This window comes from Rahnella sp. GSA61A (assembly GCF_019969905.1).
Classification (GTDB): domain Bacteria; phylum Pseudomonadota; class Gammaproteobacteria; order Enterobacterales; family Enterobacteriaceae; genus Rahnella; species Rahnella aceris.
In genome coordinates, this window is the sequence record NZ_JAHXYO010000008.1 from 159,384 (window position 1) to 176,655 (window position 17,272).

Annotated in this window: 18 protein-coding genes; 11 read left to right on the forward strand and 7 right to left on the reverse strand. The window is 51.0% G+C overall.

The features are described 5' to 3' along the window. Window positions 1–132: 132 nt before the first annotated feature. Window positions 133–1,041 carry a LysR family transcriptional regulator gene (locus tag LC431_RS12745; RefSeq protein ID WP_013573516.1) on the forward strand — a complete coding sequence of 303 codons (909 nt, stop codon included), beginning with the start codon at window positions 133–135 and terminating at the stop codon, window positions 1,039–1,041. A 37-nt stretch (window positions 1,042–1,078) separates the two neighbouring features. Here LC431_RS12745 and LC431_RS12750 read toward each other — a convergent pair whose 3' ends face one another. The 3 genes from LC431_RS12750 to LC431_RS12760 form a co-directional block, all read right to left on the reverse strand. Further along, complete coding sequence (locus LC431_RS12750; protein WP_112197957.1) at window positions 1,079–2,665, reverse strand: MFS transporter; 1,587 nt, start codon at window positions 2,663–2,665, stop codon at window positions 1,079–1,081. After that, a complete protein-coding gene (locus tag LC431_RS12755) occupies window positions 2,662–3,081 on the reverse strand; it encodes a DoxX family protein (RefSeq protein ID WP_112197956.1) in 420 nt (139 codons plus the stop codon). The genes LC431_RS12750 and LC431_RS12755 overlap by 4 nt, the downstream gene beginning before the upstream one ends. Window positions 3,082–3,143: 62 nt before the next feature. After that, on the reverse strand, window positions 3,144–3,785 hold the full coding sequence (locus LC431_RS12760) for a hydrolase (RefSeq protein WP_013573513.1): 642 nt from the start codon (window positions 3,783–3,785) through the stop codon (window positions 3,144–3,146). A 327-nt stretch (window positions 3,786–4,112) separates the two neighbouring features. Here LC431_RS12760 and LC431_RS12765 point away from each other — a divergent pair, with 327 nt between their 5' ends. Continuing rightward, a complete protein-coding gene (locus LC431_RS12765; protein ID WP_112151954.1) occupies window positions 4,113–4,934 on the forward strand; it encodes an alpha/beta fold hydrolase in 822 nt (273 codons plus the stop codon). Window positions 4,935–5,001: 67 nt separating this feature from the next. Here LC431_RS12765 and LC431_RS12770 read toward each other — a convergent pair whose 3' ends face one another. From LC431_RS12770 to LC431_RS12780, 3 genes are all read right to left on the reverse strand, one after another. Continuing rightward, window positions 5,002–7,917, reverse strand: coding sequence for an FKBP-type peptidyl-prolyl cis-trans isomerase N-terminal domain-containing protein (locus LC431_RS12770; protein ID WP_223509934.1), 2,916 nt, complete (start codon window positions 7,915–7,917; stop codon window positions 5,002–5,004). Continuing rightward, window positions 7,914–8,282 carry a hypothetical protein gene (locus LC431_RS12775; protein ID WP_037033751.1) on the reverse strand — a complete coding sequence of 123 codons (369 nt, stop codon included), beginning with the start codon at window positions 8,280–8,282 and terminating at the stop codon, window positions 7,914–7,916. The genes LC431_RS12770 and LC431_RS12775 overlap by 4 nt, the downstream gene beginning before the upstream one ends. 554 nt (window positions 8,283–8,836) lie before the next feature. Continuing rightward, window positions 8,837–9,769 (reverse strand): sugar-binding transcriptional regulator, encoded by a 933-nt coding sequence (locus tag LC431_RS12780; protein WP_013573509.1) that lies wholly within the window; start codon window positions 9,767–9,769, stop codon window positions 8,837–8,839. A 233-nt stretch (window positions 9,770–10,002) separates the two neighbouring features. Between LC431_RS12780 and LC431_RS12785 the strand changes: the two genes are divergently transcribed. The 7 genes from LC431_RS12785 to LC431_RS12815 all read left to right on the forward strand — a co-directional run bounded on the left by LC431_RS12785 (window position 10,003) and on the right by LC431_RS12815 (window position 14,511). After that, window positions 10,003–10,938 (forward strand): tagatose-bisphosphate aldolase, encoded by a 936-nt coding sequence (locus tag LC431_RS12785; protein WP_013573508.1) that lies wholly within the window; start codon window positions 10,003–10,005, stop codon window positions 10,936–10,938. After that, the gene (locus LC431_RS12790) at window positions 10,931–11,527 is read left to right on the forward strand and encodes an ATPase AAA (protein ID WP_013573507.1); all 597 of its coding nucleotides are present in this window, start codon (window positions 10,931–10,933) and stop codon (window positions 11,525–11,527) included. Before LC431_RS12785 ends, LC431_RS12790 begins: the two co-directional genes overlap by 8 nt. A 206-nt stretch (window positions 11,528–11,733) precedes the next feature. Continuing rightward, window positions 11,734–12,177, forward strand: coding sequence for a PTS sugar transporter subunit IIA (locus tag LC431_RS12795; RefSeq protein WP_013573506.1), 444 nt, complete (start codon window positions 11,734–11,736; stop codon window positions 12,175–12,177). A 65-nt stretch (window positions 12,178–12,242) separates the two neighbouring features. Continuing rightward, window positions 12,243–12,545: a PTS sugar transporter subunit IIB gene (locus LC431_RS12800; RefSeq protein ID WP_013573505.1), complete on the forward strand. Its 303-nt coding sequence runs from the start codon at window positions 12,243–12,245 to the stop codon at window positions 12,543–12,545. Window positions 12,546–12,617: 72 nt separating this feature from the next. Continuing rightward, the gene (locus LC431_RS12805) at window positions 12,618–13,883 is read left to right on the forward strand and encodes a PTS sugar transporter subunit IIC (RefSeq protein WP_013573504.1); all 1,266 of its coding nucleotides are present in this window, start codon (window positions 12,618–12,620) and stop codon (window positions 13,881–13,883) included. 20 nt (window positions 13,884–13,903) lie between these two features. Beyond that, window positions 13,904–14,209, forward strand: a complete 306-nt coding sequence (locus LC431_RS12810) for a hypothetical protein (protein WP_013573503.1) — start codon at window positions 13,904–13,906, stop codon at window positions 14,207–14,209. A 119-nt stretch (window positions 14,210–14,328) separates the two neighbouring features. Continuing rightward, window positions 14,329–14,511, forward strand: a complete 183-nt coding sequence (locus LC431_RS12815) for a 4-oxalocrotonate tautomerase (protein ID WP_013573502.1) — start codon at window positions 14,329–14,331, stop codon at window positions 14,509–14,511. A gap of 69 nt (window positions 14,512–14,580) precedes the next feature. On the opposite strand, the gene msrA is transcribed toward LC431_RS12815, so the two are convergent. Continuing rightward, the gene (msrA, locus tag LC431_RS12820; RefSeq protein WP_013573501.1) at window positions 14,581–15,123 is read right to left on the reverse strand and encodes a peptide-methionine (S)-S-oxide reductase MsrA; all 543 of its coding nucleotides are present in this window, start codon (window positions 15,121–15,123) and stop codon (window positions 14,581–14,583) included. Between the two features lie 220 nt (window positions 15,124–15,343). Here msrA and LC431_RS12825 point away from each other — a divergent pair, with 220 nt between their 5' ends. Both LC431_RS12825 and LC431_RS12830 read left to right on the forward strand, forming a co-directional pair. Next, window positions 15,344–15,979, forward strand: coding sequence for a carbonic anhydrase (locus tag LC431_RS12825; protein WP_013573500.1), 636 nt, complete (start codon window positions 15,344–15,346; stop codon window positions 15,977–15,979). 163 nt (window positions 15,980–16,142) lie between these two features. Next, complete coding sequence (locus tag LC431_RS12830; RefSeq protein ID WP_112151959.1) at window positions 16,143–17,270, forward strand: GNAT family N-acetyltransferase; 1,128 nt, start codon at window positions 16,143–16,145, stop codon at window positions 17,268–17,270. Window positions 17,271–17,272: the final 2 nt, after the last annotated feature.

The window sequence follows — 17,272 nt, forward strand, 5'->3', positions numbered from 1 at the left end:
TCCTTCTGATTAACCGTTGTTCTGGTTAACTGAATGTTGCGTTATATTCATGAACGATACGAAATCAACACGGCCATTCATAACGGAAATATTTTGGGTTGTTGTTAAACAATTTTTGGGGTGGGGAAAATAATGCGATTAAGCCTTGAAGCGCTGCTGATCCTGGATGCGCTGGACAGACACGGCACTTTTGCCGCAGCGGCCGCCAGACTGTTTAAAACCGCTTCTGCACTGAGTTATACCGTGCAGAAAATGGAAAGTGACCTGAACATTAAACTTCTGGACCGCTCAGGCCACCGTGCGACATTCACACCAACAGGCCGTCTGATGCTGGAAAAAGGCCGTGTGCTGCTGCGTGCCGTCAGTGAGCTGGAACAACAAGCGCAGTACGTCGAAAGCGGCTGGGAAAGCAAACTGACCATCAGCGTGGATGCTTCCGTCCCCTTCGCGCTGCTTGCGCCGCTGATTGACCGTTTTTACGCAGAACATCAGCACACGCAGTTATTGTTCCGCCACGATGTACTGGCCGGTTGCTGGGAAGCGCTGAGTTATGGCGAAGCCGACATCGTATTTGGTGCCGTGCAGGAACCGGTGACGCGCAGCGGCATTGAATACCGTCCGATCGGCTGGCTGGAATATGTGTTTGCCGTCGCGCCGCATCACCCGCTCGCCTCGCTGCCGGAACCGCTGGTGCGTGAGCAAATCCGTCAGTATCGCGCCGTGGTGGTTCACGACACGTCCCGCCATGGCACAGGTGCGGATTTGCGCGTGCTCGATGAGCAGAAAATGCTCAGCGTTCATGATTTTAACGCCAAAGTTCACGCACAAATTGCCGGGCTGGGTTGTGGCTATCTGCCGCGTTATCTGGCCGCCCCCCATCTCGAAAGCGGTGCGCTGGTTGAACGTCGTCTGGATACCGAAACCCGCCGCGATCAGGCTTTTATGGCCTGGAACGAAAACGCGACCGGCAACGCTGCCATGTGGTGGCGCGAAAATTTACAGGATTTCGAGGGCATTGCGGCGGTGTACAGCCAGGCCTGAAAAACAAAAAGCCGCACAATGCGGCTTTTTACGGCGACTAACGCACCGACAAATAATGATGCACCTGAGGTTTATTTTCGCCACGGTGATAACGCGTCACTTCGCTTTGTAAATCGGCATCGGCATGTGACACACGCTGATGCTGACGCAAATGCTCATGCCAGGACTCCACCAGGAACCATTCCACCAGACGCGACGGGTCATCGCTGTGTTCGGTGATCCCCCACGCATAAGCACCGTCACGGCGGCGCGCCAGCGAAAGTTTCCGAATTTCCGCCAGAAACGCCGGGCGATCTTCTTGTGCAATCATGTATTCAATCTGGATCATCACCGGACCGCGGTCGCCCTGCACATCGCCTTCAACCACCGGATTTTCCCAGTGACCGGCAGGCTGTAAATCCGCCTCGCCTGCGGGCAGTTTCAGCCGCCAGCATACCAGCGCGGCGATAACCAGGCCGGTACCGGCGAGTAATAACGCCCCGACCAGACCGGTTTCCTGTGCGATTAATCCCCAGAACAGGCTGCCCGCCGCCATCGCGCCGTTAAATACCATCAGGTACACCGCCAGCCCGCGGCCACGTACCCAGTCAGGCAGCACCGCCTGCGCCACGCCGTTCATGGATGTCAGCGCGATAATCCAGCCAATCCCTAATACCACCATCAGCACCACGGCCAGCCATTTTGCCGGTGACGTCGCCAGCAGCAACATCACGGCGGCGGACAGTAAGGCGGAAAGCAACACCAGCCCGTCAACACTCAGTTTCTGACGTAAACGGGGCAGCAACAGTGCACCGCAAATCGCACCGACGCCCACTGCGCCGAGCAGGATGCCGTAAAATCCGGCGGTACCGTGCAGCATATTGCGGGCAATCAGCGGCAACATCGCCCAGATCGCACTGGCGAAAGCGAAGTAAATCGCGGCACGCAGCAGCACACGATGAAGTTCCCGGCTGGCTTTGACATATCGCAGCCCGGCACGGAACGCGCCAAGAAAGTGTTCTGATAATTCATTTTTCGCTTTGACCGGACGCTTCCACCACAGTAATGCGCCAATCACAAAAACATAGCTCATGACATCTGCGCCATAAGCCGCACCGGCACCGAGACTGGCTAACAGCAAGCCACCGCCCGCAGGCCCTACTGCGCGGGCAATATTAATCCCAAGCGAGTTCAGGGCAACGGCATTTCGCAAATCAGAACGGGGCACCAGTTCCGGCACAATCGCCTGCCAGGCTGGCCCCATCAGCGCCGCACCGATACCGCCGATAAAGGTCAGCGCGACCAGATATTCCACGGTCAGCAAATTATTGTGCGACAACAGAAGCAAGGTTCCGCTGACGCCCGCCAGTAACAACTGAACAAAAATCAGCAGGCGGCGACGGTCAAGAATATCGGACAGCACACCCGCGGGGATCGCCAGCAAAAAAATCGGCAACGTTGCTGCGGTTTGCATCAGCGCCACCGCCGCAGGGTTTGATGAAAGCCCGGTGACTAACCATGAGCTGGCCACATCACGCATAAAACTGCCGGTATTGCCGAGAATGGTTGCCACCCAAATCGTGGCAAACAGCCCCTGTTTGAGCGGCGAAAAAGCGCCGCCGGCCGCAACATTATTCTGGCTCATGCCCGCTCCTTAAGGTCATTCCAGGCGACATAGATAAAAGCGCCGACCAGCCCGATGTGCTCGAAGAAACCGTTCATCATCATGGCGCGTTCATGGCTGGAAACCTGCCAGTACGCATTCGCCATAAAGTTGGCGCTGAAAGTGAACAGCGCCAGCGCCAGCGCGCCAGCCCAGCGAAAGCGTCCGGAAAGAATCAGCGCTGAAGCGCCCAGTTCCAGCACAATCACGGCTGCGGCCATGGGCGCGGCGGGCGATAAGCCGAAATGCTGCATCTCGGCAATCGCGCCGGGAAAATCGAACAGTTTGACGATACCGCCCTGCAGATACGCGGCACACAAGGCCAGCAGGGCCAACCAGCGGATAACCGCGAAAGGGATAACAGGTGCCGACAGGCGGGAAACAGGGGCATGACGCATGATGTCTCTCCTGCCGGAACCCGCCTGAGCACGGTTCCGGCTTAATGGATAAATGAAGAAGGTTACGCTTTGCGCTGAGGGGCTTTGTGCACCATGGTGTAGGCATAATCGACGCCCATACCGTACGCACCGCTGTGCTCGCGAACCAGATTCATCACATCGTCGTAAGTCTCTTTGCGTGACCAGTCGCGCTGGTATTCGAGCAGAACCTGCTGCCAGGTCACCGGCACCGCACCGGCCTGCACCATACGGTCAATGGAACGTTCGTGTGCATCCACGCTGGTGCCGCCGGAAGTATCGGTCACCACATACACTTCATACCCTTCTTTCAGCGCCATCAGTGCCGGGAATGTCAGACACACTTCAGTCCACAGGGCAGAGATAATCAGTTTCTTACGGCCAGTGGCTTCAACAGCTTTCACGAATGCCGCGTCTTCCCAGGAGTTCATTGAGGTACGCTCAATCGGTTTCACATCCGGATGTACCGCCAGTAATTCCGGCCAGATATAGCCGCTGAAGCTTTCCGTTTCAACCGAGGTGTAAATCACCGGCACGTTAAAAACTTTGCCCGCTTTAGCGAGAGCGACCGTATTATTTTTAAGCTGCTGGCGATCGATATTCGCAACGCCGAATGACATTTGTGGCTGATGGTCGATGAAAATCAGGGTGGAGTTCTGTGGGTCCAGCAGATCGAATTTAGACATTTTCATTTCCTCTCAGAGTGCATTGTTGGGTTGTGTGTTTGTATTTCACGTTGTGTTGTTGTGCTGCTGGAATTAACAATAGGTCAGGACATCAAAAGCGGATAGCGGAAAGAATTTGGCAACTTGTTCAGATTTTTTTGACAGGCATCCCCCTCTCTATACCGTCGTAAATCCCTATTACTTTCAGACTGATAGAAGCAACAAAATCTTTTAACGACTTGTCAAAAATAACCCATTATCAATATTTCCCTGCCATGCCTAATGTTGTTTGCAACACAACACACAACCTGTTTAAAACCTGCAAATAACCGCTGAGGAAATATAAAAATGAGCACATTCAATACCCAAGACGGCACTCAAATTTATTTTAAAGACTGGGGCAAAGGTAAGCCGGTGTTATTCAGCCACGGCTGGCCGCTGGATGCCGATATGTGGGACAGCCAGATGAATTTCCTGGCCGATCGCGGCTACCGCGTTATCGCTTTTGACCGTCGTGGTTTTGGCCGTTCAGAGCAGCCATGGGAAGGTTACAACTACGACACTTTCGCCTCTGACATCAACGATCTGATTGAACATCTCGACCTGCACGACGTTACGCTGGTCGGCTTCTCGATGGGCGGCGGCGATGTGACCCGCTACATCAGCCGTTACGGTTCAGAACGAGTCACCAGCCTGGTATTGCTCGGCGCGGTCACCCCGCTGTTTATTAAAACGGATGATCATCCGCAGGGCGTGGATAAATCAGTATTTGACGGCATCCGGGCCGGTTTACTGAAAGACCGCGCACAGTTCATCAGCGACTTTGCGACGCCGTTCTACGGCACTAATCAGGGGATGACCGTTTCCGACGGCGTGATGACACAGACGCTGAACATCGCGCTGATGGCGTCGCTGAAAGGCACCGTCGATTGTGTCACGGCCTTCTCTGAAACAGATTTCCGCCCGGATATGGCGAAAATTACCGTGCCGACGCTGGTTATTCACGGCAGCGCGGATCAGATAGTGCCGTTCGAAGCCACCGGCAAGCTGGCGGCAGAAATGATTAAAAATGCAGAACTGAAAATCTATGAAGGCGCACCGCACGGTTTTGCCGTCACGCATCAGGATCAACTGAACGACGATTTGCTGGCATTCCTGAGCGGAAAATAAATCAGGCCGCAGAAATAAAACAGGCAGGTGATCTGACGATCGCCTGCCTTTTTTTATGCGGCCACTCTTACTTGTCTTTTATACCTAATATTTTGATATTCATGATGGAAAGTGAATTCGGCGGAATTTTACCCGGAATGCCGTCTTTGCCATACGCCAGTTCAGGTGGAATATACAGTGTCGCTTCGCCTTGCAAACCCAGCTTCAGCACGACTTCCTGAAGCACTGCAGGGATTTCCGTTACGGACGCGCTGATCACATTATTGTCTTTTTCGCTGGCAATGACTTTACCGTCGCCCAACGTCTCAATAATCTGCAAACGAATGCCCTTATCCATCGTCACTTTAGGTGCAGAACCTGGCTTAGTAATCTGGTAAATAAAGCCAGATTTGGCTTTCACCGCGCCTTTAGCCTTGCCCGCTTTATCGAGGATTTTCTGGTTATTCTCTACATTTGACGTTTTTTGCTTTTCCTGACGAGAGCGGATATCACTGTCCAGACTGTTCAGCGACTCCCGCATGTCTTCAGTCGACATGTTGGACAGCTCATTCATCCGGTCAACAAAGCCTTTAACAATCACATTGCGATCAATTTTCTCACCGGCGGATACCACCTGCTCGATTTTTGAATTCGCGGCCTGCCCCAGCAAATACCCGACAGAATAAGAACGCCCGGTTTTCTTGCTTTCTTTCGCCTGCAACGTTTTAAGTTCTGCATCACTGATCAACTCTCCGCCAGATTGCGTCACGGCAGCAATACTGTGTGAGGCGAGGTCTTTCTTCGTTTTATCCAGTTCGGCTGTCAGCTTATTTTTTTCTTCAGTGACTTTGGTCGCCGCCAGCTGACTCTCGCTGAGCTGGGCTGTCAGACGTTTCACATCCTCAGAAGATTTTGATAATGCCGTTTGTGACGCCTGATAATCACTTTGCGACTTTTTGTTCGCGGCCTCAGACGCCACCAGTTTTTCCGCCTGCGCTGCGCTCTGTTTCTGCAAATCTGCCAGTTGAATACTCAGTTGCGCTTTATCATCCGTGGCTTGTTTCAGGGTTTTCTGCAAAGCCAGATAATCCGCCTGAGATTTCTTATTGGCGGCTTGTGAAACGGACAACTTTTCATTTTGTGCCGCGCCTTGTTTCTGCAACTCTCCCAGTTGGGTTTTCATTTGCGCATTCTCATCAGCGGCCTGTTTCACGCTTTTCTGCAAGACCAGATAGTCAGCCTGTGACTTTTTGATGGTCGCCTCATACACGGACAGTTTGCCATTCTGTGCGGTGCCCTGTTTTTGCAAGTCTGCCAATTGAGTTTTCATTTGCGCATTCTCATCAGCGGCCTGTTTCAGGATTTTCTGCAGAGCGACATAGTCGGCCTGAGATTTTTTAACCGCCGTCTCTGACACTGACAATTTTCCGGTCTGCGCAGCAGTTTCTTTTTGCGATGCCGCCAGTTGGTTTTTCAACCCGGCATTTTCATCGGTCGCCTGTTTGAGGGTTTTCTGCAAAGCCACGTAGTCAGCCTGAGATTTCTTATTCACAGCATCTGAAACTGACAGTTTGTCATTACGTACAGCATCCTGTTTCTGCAAGTCTGCAAGCTGCGATTTCAATTGCGCATTCTCATCAGTGGCCTGTTTAAGGGACTTTTGCAGTAGCTGATTTTCATTGAGGGATTTGTTATTGGCCTCGACAGCGAACGCTATTTTTTCATTCTGGCTGGCGCCTTGCTTTTGCAGGCTGGCCAGCTGCGTTTTCAGTTGAACATTTTCAGCAGCAGCTTGTTTTGCCGTCGTCTGCAACTCAACCACATTAGCCTGAGATTTATTGCCCGTGCTTTGTAAAGCCTGCAATTTATCGGCCTGTGCAGTCGACTGCTTTTGTAGTGTCTCAAACTGCGTTTTAAGCTTATGATTTTCTTCTGTCGCCTGCTGTAATGTCGCATTCAGCACTGCGAATTCTGCCAGAGATTTACCGTTAGCGTGTTCGGATGAGACCAGTTGTTCGATGCGTGCCGAGGATTGCTTTTTCACGGTATCGAGTTGCGTTTTGAGCTGTGTATTCTCACTGCTTAATTTTTTAAAGCTCGCCTCCAGAGCAGCGAATTCTTTCTGGGCTTTTTTAGTCGCCAATTGAGAGGCAGCTACCTGTTCGGAGGATTTTTTGACTGAGCCGTCCTGACTGGTTTTGAATGCGGTTAACTGTGCTTTCAACCGGGCATTTTCACCCATAGTCTTTTTCAAAGATTGCTGAATATCTGCCACTTCGTCCTGGTATTTTTTTGTCGCCGTCTGCGCCACGGAAAGTTTTTCCGTCAGACTTTCAGCGTGTTTCTGGCTGCTCTTTAGCTTCTGCAACTGAGTGGTAATCTGCTGGTTTTCTTGTTGTGTATTTTTCAGCGAATTTTGCAGTTTTTTCAGTTCATCCTGCGTTTTTTTCTGCGCAAGTTTTTGATCTGCCGACGGCGGGATGACCACAGGTTTGGCTTTTAACGCCGCGATCTGCGTTTGGAGTTGTTGATTTTCTTTTTGTGTATCCGCATAAGATTTTTGCAAAGCCGCGTATTGATCACGGGATTTTTCTGCCGTGGATTTTGCTGTCTCAAGGGATTTTTTGAGCTGCTCATTGGCCTTTTTCTGGGTGTCGCTGACATTCGCAGTAGCAGGCACCGCAGGTGCAGACTGAGTGCTCGCAGGCTGAAGCGCTTTAGGGGCTTTCCTGACGGGCGCTGGCGTCGGTTTAGGTCGCGGTTTTTGCGCTACCGGTTTTTCAACAAGGGCTTTCGGCACGACGATATTTTTTGGAGGCTGGATCAGCGGAGAGGAAGTCTTATCTTTTTCCGCAAAAACAGACGGTTCTGGAGCAGAAATTAAATTTTCACTCTGCAACTGATCCAAAAGACCCAGGTTAGCATCCACCGGTTCTTCAGCATGGGCTCCCTGTATATTGATCAGGAGCAGAATTAAGAAGAAAGACTTCACTCGCGCCATCATATTTTATTCACTTCCTGAGAGCGCTCGTCCATGCTCTTAAAGGCCGCCCCTTTAACTCTTGCGCAGATAAGTTTTAATTTAGAATCCAGCTCTATGTTCAGGATCTCCTGAGCATCTTTATTTATCAAACCTTTATTGGTTTTATAGACATCATAAGATTTTGTCAGTTGATTAAACTGCTTCTGATATAGATCAAAATCGTGAGGAGAGAGACGTTGTAATGCTTTGAATTCATTAACGCACGTATTATTCGAGCTTTTATTTACTGATACCTCTTTTATCGTAGCCACATTATTTTTAGTGCTACAAGCAGTCAATGCGATTAACGCAATGAGAGTCAAAGACATTAAGCAAGGCTTATTCATGGGGATTATCCTGTAGGGTTTTACTGCTAGAACACATTATTTTCCCAGCAAAATACCCCGTGGAACACCCACTTTTACTGAAATGATCATTTAGCAAACACCACATCAAATAAAAACAAAATAAAATCAATAAGTTAAATTAATAAAAATGAAAAAAACCTTTCTTTTTTATGCGTAAAAGAAAATAATTCGTCGTTGTAACGATGTCTTAATGGATAAATAATTTGTGAAAATTGACATATATCATTATTTATTTTTCAGAAATCCCGCGAAATCCTCAAATATCAATTAACATTTCTGGATAAAACGGAATGCTCCTCAATCACGATTAGGATTATTGGTAGCTTTAATTTTCAAACTGCCTTCCCTGCATCCAAACGTTCAACAAGAAAATCAATCATACTACGGGGAAACTGCAGTGCTCATCAGGGCACGGCATTTCCGACGGTGCGGTGTGATAGCATAGATGCAGAAACGAAAAGGCATTCCCGCAAAGGAATGCCTTTTTCTTTTAAGCATATTTTTTAAGCACTGCTTTTTTAAGCAAGCAGGCGTCAGACCACCGGCAGTTTATCCAGAATCGCCTGTGCGGTATTCACGTCTGTCACTAATGAATTAATCATGCCTGAACGCACGGCACCGATAATCCCTGCCGCTTTTTCCGGCGTTGCCGCCACGCCGATAGTCAGCGGCGTATTGCGTAGCTGTTCAACCGAGGCCGCAATCATTCGCTCCTCGCCTTCCCAGTGCAATAACTCGCCGGTTCCCGTGAAGTAATGGCGCAGCACATCGCCTGCGGCATCGCTCAATGCCTGCTCACCGGGCGTCGCGGTAGTGGATTCACTCGGTTTCGGGGTATGCGTCAGACCCACGCCGACAATCGCCGCATCGAGTTTGTCCCACAGTGAAATGATTTCCTGCACGCTCGGGTCCGAGAGAAACGCATCACGCAGTTCCGCCGAAGAAAGATAAGGGGCATGAAGAAAATAGGGTGTGCCTTCCATCTGTTCCGCCGCACGGCGCACGAACTCGGTTATCTGAAAATGCGGCGCAGATTGTTGCATCCCGCCGTTGAGCGCCACGGTCATGATCCCCGGCAGACGGGGCATACCGGCCAGCGTGACTTCGCGCACTGCTCTTCCCCAGCCGATGCCGAGCACCGATCCCGCGCCTAAACCGGCTTCCTGTAAAAGAGAAGCCAGCGGCGTCGCCAGCGCGCCGAGCACATTACCCGGCGGTGCATCCACAACATACGCATGTTTCAGCCCGAGACGTTTTATCAGGTCTGCCGTCATGTCTTCCGGTGACGATAATCCCACCACTTCGATGCGCACAATCCCCGCCGCGCGGGCTTTATTCAACAACCGGGAAATGGTTGCCGTCGACACATCCAGCTTGCGTGCAATCTCCACCTGAGACATATCAGACTCGTAATGCAGCTTCGCCACCAGATGCATCATGGCACGCGTTGCTGCAATATCTTGCAAAATTGGCTCTTTCAGCTTGAAATTCCTTTCAGTAATGAATTACACTCAAATCGTCGATTGAGGGATTATTGCGCAACACCTGTAAAAATGCAATGTGCCGGATCGGGCTTCAACCCTTGTAATACGGCATGTTACGCGATTTTCCGCCCCGTTTTTTCAGGGGGGAAAGACAGAACGTCCAGTGTAATCGAGATTTTTTAATCTGTAATAAATTTCACGCAAAGGAGAGTTCCATGTCAAAGATGTCTACCTCAGAATTACGCAGCTACCAGCAGATTTGCGGTAAAAATGGCGCGATGCTGGTGATCGCCTGTGATCAGCGCGGTGCCATGCGCAGCCTGCTCGCCAGCGACCCGCAACAGCAATCTGCCATTTCAGAACACGAACTCGGGCTGATTAAAGCCGACATCACGCAATATCTTGCCAGCAAAGCCTCCTGCGTACTGGTCGATCCGGTCTGTGCCGTTCCGCAACTGGTGGACAACGGCATTATTGCCCGCGACACCGCGCTGCTGATTGGCCTGGATGCGTCGGGCTGGGACAGTTCGCCGGAAGGCTACCGCCTGTCACGGCTGGTGGAGAATGTCGATGCACGTCGTGTGCGTGAACTCGGTGCGACCGGCGGCAAAATCATGGTGTATCTGCGTTCAGACCAGGAAGCAGCAAACCGTCATAACATTGATATTCTGCGCCAGAGCATTGAGGATTTCGCCCGCGAAGACCTGCTGCTGGTGGTGGAGTTTCTGACCTATAAACTCGACAACGAAACCGAGGAAGAATATAAAGAAAAAGTCCCGTCTCTGATTTATGGCGGCACCAAGATTTGTCTGGAATGCGGCGCGAAGGTGCTGAAACTGCCTTATCCTGGCTCAAAACAAGCCTGTGCTGACATCACAAAACTCGCTGGCGACGTGCCGTGGGCCGTGCTTTCTGCCGGGGTTGACCATTCCACCTTCCTCAAACAAGTGGCAGATGCCATGAGCGAAGGCGCATCAGGCGTTATCGCAGGCCGTTCATTATGGAAAGACTGCATCTCACTGGACCGCAACGCGACGAAATCCCGTCTTGAATCGCTGGCGGTACCGCGTCTGAACGAACTTCAGGCCGTCATTGAACAGTATTTCCATGCACCGTCACACAACCAGACACAACAGGTGGAGCATGTCTGAAAACAGAAATGCCTCACGAAATGGCTCAACCGGCAAACGCGTCATCCTGGTGAACGGGATCCCGGCGTCAGGTAAAAGCCGGCTCGCCGTTGAGCTTTCTGCATACAGCGGCTGGCTGCAACTGTCGCTTGATGGCATTAAAAATCCGTTTCTTCAGCGATTAGAGAATGTTGACCGCCCTTTTAACCGCGTACTCGGGCTGGCAAGTTATCAGGTTATCTGGGACATCATCGGCGGCGCGCCCGAAGGCAGCACCTTTATTGTCGATGCCTGGTTTGGTTTTCAGCCCAAAGAGGTGTTGCAGGATTATCTGCAACGGGCGGGCATATCGCAGGTTGTGGAAATCTGGTGCCAGATTGATGCTGAACTGGCGGCCGAACGATTTTCTTCACGGCTGGGCGAGCGTTTACCGGGACATGTCGGGGCAGAATATATCCCCGAATTAAAAATTCTCGCAGGAAAAGCACGACCAATAACCCCGGGACCAGTTTATTCTGTTGACCAGAATGTTATCGGCCAAAATAAGCCTGTAAATATTGTTGATATTCATGCGTGGATAATCAATTCATTCAATACGCAAATTCAATAAATACTGACCGGAGGAAATATTCATTTACTGAAAAAGTAAGTTAATTCTGATATCAGGACCTTGTTAAACCTCTACTATCATTCATTCTTTCAGGTCTTTTGAAATTATTATCTTTCATTGATGGCTAATAGGATTGGATAGATCACAGTTTTTATTTTAATTAAATATCATACTGAGAAAAGACCCTATTCATATGAAGAGGTATTATGTTAAGCGACTGGATTAATGAAAATAACACGCAAATCATTAGCAAAATAGATGACTGGAAAAGTGCCGTGGCATTTGCCGTGCAACCATTAATTGATTCGGGCGCAGCGGAAAGTCGTTATCTTCAGGCTATATATGATATGCACCGGGAAATCGGGCCTTATTATGTTTTGGGCGAAGGTATTGCGATGCCGCACGCCCGGCCGGAAGAAGGGGTTAACCGAACGGCACTGTCTTTGGTCATTGTTTCAGAAGGCGTTGAGTTTGGCAGTGAAGATAATGATCCGGTTTACGTTATCTTCGCGCTGGCCGCGGTGGACAGCCATTCACACATCGAAATGATTGCCAGCCTTTCCCATCTGTTCTGCGATGACGAGGCAGCGGAACGATTAAAACGCAGTAAAAACAAGCAGGAAGCATTAGAGATTATCCGACAGTTTTAGACGTGAAGTGAAAAAAGATAAACATAACCCTTTATGAACACCTACAAAGAACGTAAGGAAAAATGATGAAAAAGCTATCAATCCTGGCGGTATGCGGTGCGGGTCTGGGCAGCAGTTTTGCCTGTGAAATGAGTATCGAAGCGGCACTGAAGGATCTGGGTGTGGAAGCCGATTTATCACATTGTGATATTTCAAGCGCCACGTCTTCAAGAGCCGACATTATTATGACCGGCGAAAATTTCAGATCGCAATTCCAGCATTACACCATCAACGCCAATATTATTTACCTGAAAAGACTGGTCGATAAAAATGAAATAAAGAGCAAGCTGACGCCTATTCTTCAGGAGATGGGTCACCTGGCCACTTAATAACAGACCCACTCAATTCACAATACTTATAAATCGATAAAACAATTACCGTGAACTCTACAGGGGACGCTTATGTCTTTCCTTCACTTTATTGTCAATGATGTATTAGGCCAGGCATCAATTTTAATCTCACTGATCGCCATGATTGGTCTGATCGCATTAAAGAAAAGCACCGGCCAGATCATTACCGGTACATTAAAAACGCTGCTGGGTTTTCTGGTTCTGCTTTCCGGGGCCAGCATTATTGTTAATGCCCTGACCTTTCTGGGTGAAATATTCCAGAAAGGGTTTCACATGCGCGGGATTGTTACCGACGTCGGTTCTATTGCCGGTATCGCACAACAAACTCTCGGCCGTGAAACCGCATTAATTATGGTTCTGGCGTTTATCGTTAATATCCTGATTGCCCGCCTGACCCGTTTCAAATATATCTTTCTCACCGGACAAGCATCGCTGTGGATGGCCACGGTGTGTTCCGTTATCGGTTATATGGGCGGCTTGCGCGGCACGGAACTGATCCTGACTGGCGGCATTATTGCGGGCGTCATGGCCGTCGGGATGCCGGTGCTGGCTCAGCCGATTGTGCGTAAAATCACCGGGTCCGATGATATTGCACTCGGCCATTTTTGCACCATCGGCTATATCGTGCAGGCAGGCGTGGCGAAAATCACCGGCGATGTCAGTAAAAGCACCGAAGATTTCGAGCTGCCGCAATCTTTCTCGTTCCTGCAGGACACCTACCTGTCGATGATGGTGGTGATGATCCCGATTTACCTGATCCCGGCGATTGCCGCAGGCCCGGAAGTCGTCGCGCCTTACGCCAACAGCGTTAATTATCTGGTCTATTCGTTCCTGCAATCCATTCAGTTTGTGGTCGGTGTTTACGTTCTGCTGTCGGGTGTGCGCCTGTTGCTGGCGGAAATCGTACCGGCATTTCGCGGCATCGCCCTGCGCATCGTCCCGAATGCCATTCCGGCACTCGATTGTCCGGTGCTTTTCCCGTACGCACCGAACGCCGTCATTATCGGTTTCATCTCTACCACCATTGGCTCCATCATCGGTATGTTCCTGTTCCCGAGTCTCGGGCTGGCGATGATTTTACCGGGCATGCTGACCAACTTCTTCGCGGGCGGCACGGCGGGAATCTTCGGCAATGCAGTCGGCGGACGACGCGGCGCGATTATCGGCGGTATCTTCCACGGCCTGTTTATCACCCTGCTGCCTGCGCTGTTGCTGCCGCTGCTGGGCAAGTTCGGCTTCTCGAACGTGACGTTCAGTGACTCAGACGTGATCAGCGTCGGGCTGGTATTCGGCCATATTCTCAACTTCTTCCACTAAGCAAGCCGGAGGTCATGGTTATGGACACACGCATTGAGCAAATTCTGGCGCAGCAACTGCCGCCGCAGGAGTCGGCGAAAGCGCTGAATGAGCTGGGAAAACAGTATCAGGAACAGCAGGATCTGGACGCGGCCATTGCCTGCTGGGAGCAAAGCATGGCCTGTTACGGCAAGCCGGGTTTTGCACAGGCACAGCTGATGAAAGCCTACAATGCGCGACGGCGGCAGTGCTCTGAAGCCGGTGACGGCAAAGGGCTGGAGCGATTTTCCGAAAAAATCGATGCACTGATGCAGCAAAGTAAGGATGCAATCCGCTACGGATTCTGAAGCAATTAAAAGCCAGAACAGAGGTTCTGGCTTTTGTTTTGCACGTCTTTATTCTTCCCAATCCTTACGTAGAATAGAGGCTGCCCCCGCCGTGAGGGCCTAATCACTAAGGATTTACTATGCCGATGATCCGTCTGGAAATGTTTCCTGGCCGTACCCCCGAACAAAAACGTGACTTTGTCCGCGAAGTGACCCGCCTGGCAGCAGAAACCCTGAAATGTAAACCTGAAAGTGTGGATGTGGTGATCACTGAAATACCGAAATCACATTGGGCAAAAGGGGGAGTGTTGCCGGAAGAATAACAGGCGGAGATGAATCGTCGTCAGCCAGCACGCATTAATGTGCTGGCTGAGCAACGGATAAGGATGTTTTTACTGCTGTAACGATTTCGTCCGCTGCGCAAAACTCTTGCGCAACTTTTGCAGTTTCGGCGGGATCACCGCCATGCAATAACGGTTCTGCTGCCCCGCACCATCCCAGTAGTTCTGGTGATAGCCTTCGGCCACATACACTTCGCCGAGTGGTTCGATGCTGGTCACAATCGGATCACTGTGATCGTGCTGCGCGCGCAGTATCGCCGCTTCCGCCTCTGCTTTTTGCTGTTCATTGGCCGGGAAAATCGCCGAACGGTATTGCGTGCCGACGTCATTTCCCTGGCGGTTAAGCTGGGTCGGATCGTGCGTCACAAAGTGAATATCCAGCAAATCGCCGTAAGTCAGTTTTTCCGGGTCAAACCCCACGCGGATGGCTTCCGCATGACCGGTCGTGCCGGTACAGACCTGCTCATAATTTGGGTTCGGGCGACGCCCGCCGGTGTAGACACTTTCCACCGACTCCACGCCAATGACGTCTTTGAACACCGCTTCTGTACACCAGAAACAGCCGCCACCGAAAATAGCGTATTCGATTGTCATACAGACTCCTTCACTGAGGGGGTAGAGGAAATATGGGGACGAATAATGCTGAGATAAAGGTATGGCATTAAAAAAACAGAATGTGAAATTCTTATCGCCGGTAAATGATATTATTTTGTGCCTGCTTATTTCCCTGTAAATAGTGTTGATATTGTGTCTGATTGATCTGACTTTTTTTTCGTGGCAGACTCACTGGCATTGAAATACATGGAATTCCCCTATGAAAGATGTCATTGAAGGTTTCCTCAGATTCCAGAAAGAGGCGTTTCCACAGCGTTCTAAGTTATTCAAAGAACTGGCGTTAAACCAAAATCCTAAGACCTTGTTTATATCCTGTTCTGACAGCCGGTTAGTGCCGGAATTAGTCACGCAGCGTGAACCGGGCGAACTGTTTGTTATCCGTAATGCCGGTAATATTGTGCCGCCATTCGGGCCGGAACCGGGCGGCGTTTCCGCCACGGTGGAGTACGCCGTCATGGCGCTGGGCGTAAAAGATATCGTCATCTGCGGGCACTCCAACTGCGGTGCAATGAGCGCGATTGCCAACTGCACCTGTCTGGATCACATGCCAGCGGTCGCACACTGGCTGCGTTATTCCGATGCCGCAAAAGCCATCAATGAATCCGTCGAACACGAAAACCCTGAGGCACGCGTCAACGGTATGGTGCACCAGAACGTCGTGGCCCAGCTGAGTAACCTGCGCACGCATCCTTGCGTAGCGGTCGCCCTGGCGAAAGGGGAAATTACCTTGCACGGCTGGGTGTATGATATTGAATCGGGTTGCATCGAAGCCTTTGATGCGAAAAGCGGAGCCTTTATTTCGCTGTCCGATAACCCGGAAGTACGCGCCAGTTAATTACCCGTTAAATAAAACATCCGGAACATTTTTAAATAATGTTCCGGATGATAAATCAGCGACTTAAGACTTATTATATTGTTATCTTAACCTCTGCCGTAATATCCCCCTGCCTGCACGACAGTTAACTGATTTCTCTTTTACGCTACAGCGAGAATAATTGATGCCTGTTATCACGTTAAACCGTCTGGCTGATTTGCCAGCCGCACAGTGGGATGCGCTGGTGCCTGCGCAGCAGCCTTTCCTCAGCTATGCATTTTTATCCGCGCTGGAAGACAGCGGCAGTCTCGGGCCGCATTCCGGCTGGCATCCGCAGCATCTTCTCTGGCAGGAAAACGGGGAAATCCGCGCCGCCATTCCCGGCTATCGCAAACGCCATTCTTACGGCGAATACGTGTTTGATCAGGGCTGGGCGGATGCCTGTCAGCGTTCAGGTATTGCCTATTACCCGAAATGGCTGGGCGCGGTGCCGTTCAGCCCGGTGACCGGCGCACGGCTGCTGGGCGATGAACCGGCGGCAGTCAGTCTGTTGCAGGCGATACCAGATTATCTTGAAGAAAACGGTCTGACCGGCGCGCACATCAATTTTACTGACGAGCGCGCCAACCGGCTGATCGGCGGTGAAGCGGTCTGGCAGCACCGGCAAGGTCTGCAATATCACTGGCAGAACCGCGGTTATCGCGATTTTCAGGATTACCTCGACGCACTCACCTCACGCAAGCGCAAACAGTTTCGCAAAGAGCGCGAACAGGTGGCCGCCCAGGGCATTGATTTTGTCTGGCTGAAAGGCGCGCAGGTGACTGAAGCACAATGGGATTTCGTTTATGCCTGCTACAGCAATACCTATGCGGTACGCGGCCAGTCACCGTATCTGACCCGCGCATTTTTCAGCCTGCTGGCGGAAAGAATGCCGGAGGCGATCCGCGTGGTATTCGCGCAGCAAAACGGCCGTGATGTCGCCATGGCGTTCAGTTTAATCAGCGGTGATACGTTTTATGGCCGCTACTGGGGATGCGTGGCGGAATTCGACCGGCTGCATTTTGAAACCTGTTTTTATCAGGGAATGGAATACGCGATTGCCAGCGGCCTCAAACGGTTTGATGCGGGCGCACAGGGCGAACACAAACTGCTGCGCGGCTTTGAGCCGGTGATCACCGACTCATGGCACTATTTACGGCATCCGGGTTTGCGCGATGCCGTGGAAGATTTTTTAGTGGAAGAGCGTGCCGCCGTGCAGCGCTGGGCGGACGAAGCCCGCGAAGTGCTGCCCTACCGGCACGACGTCTGTTAAGT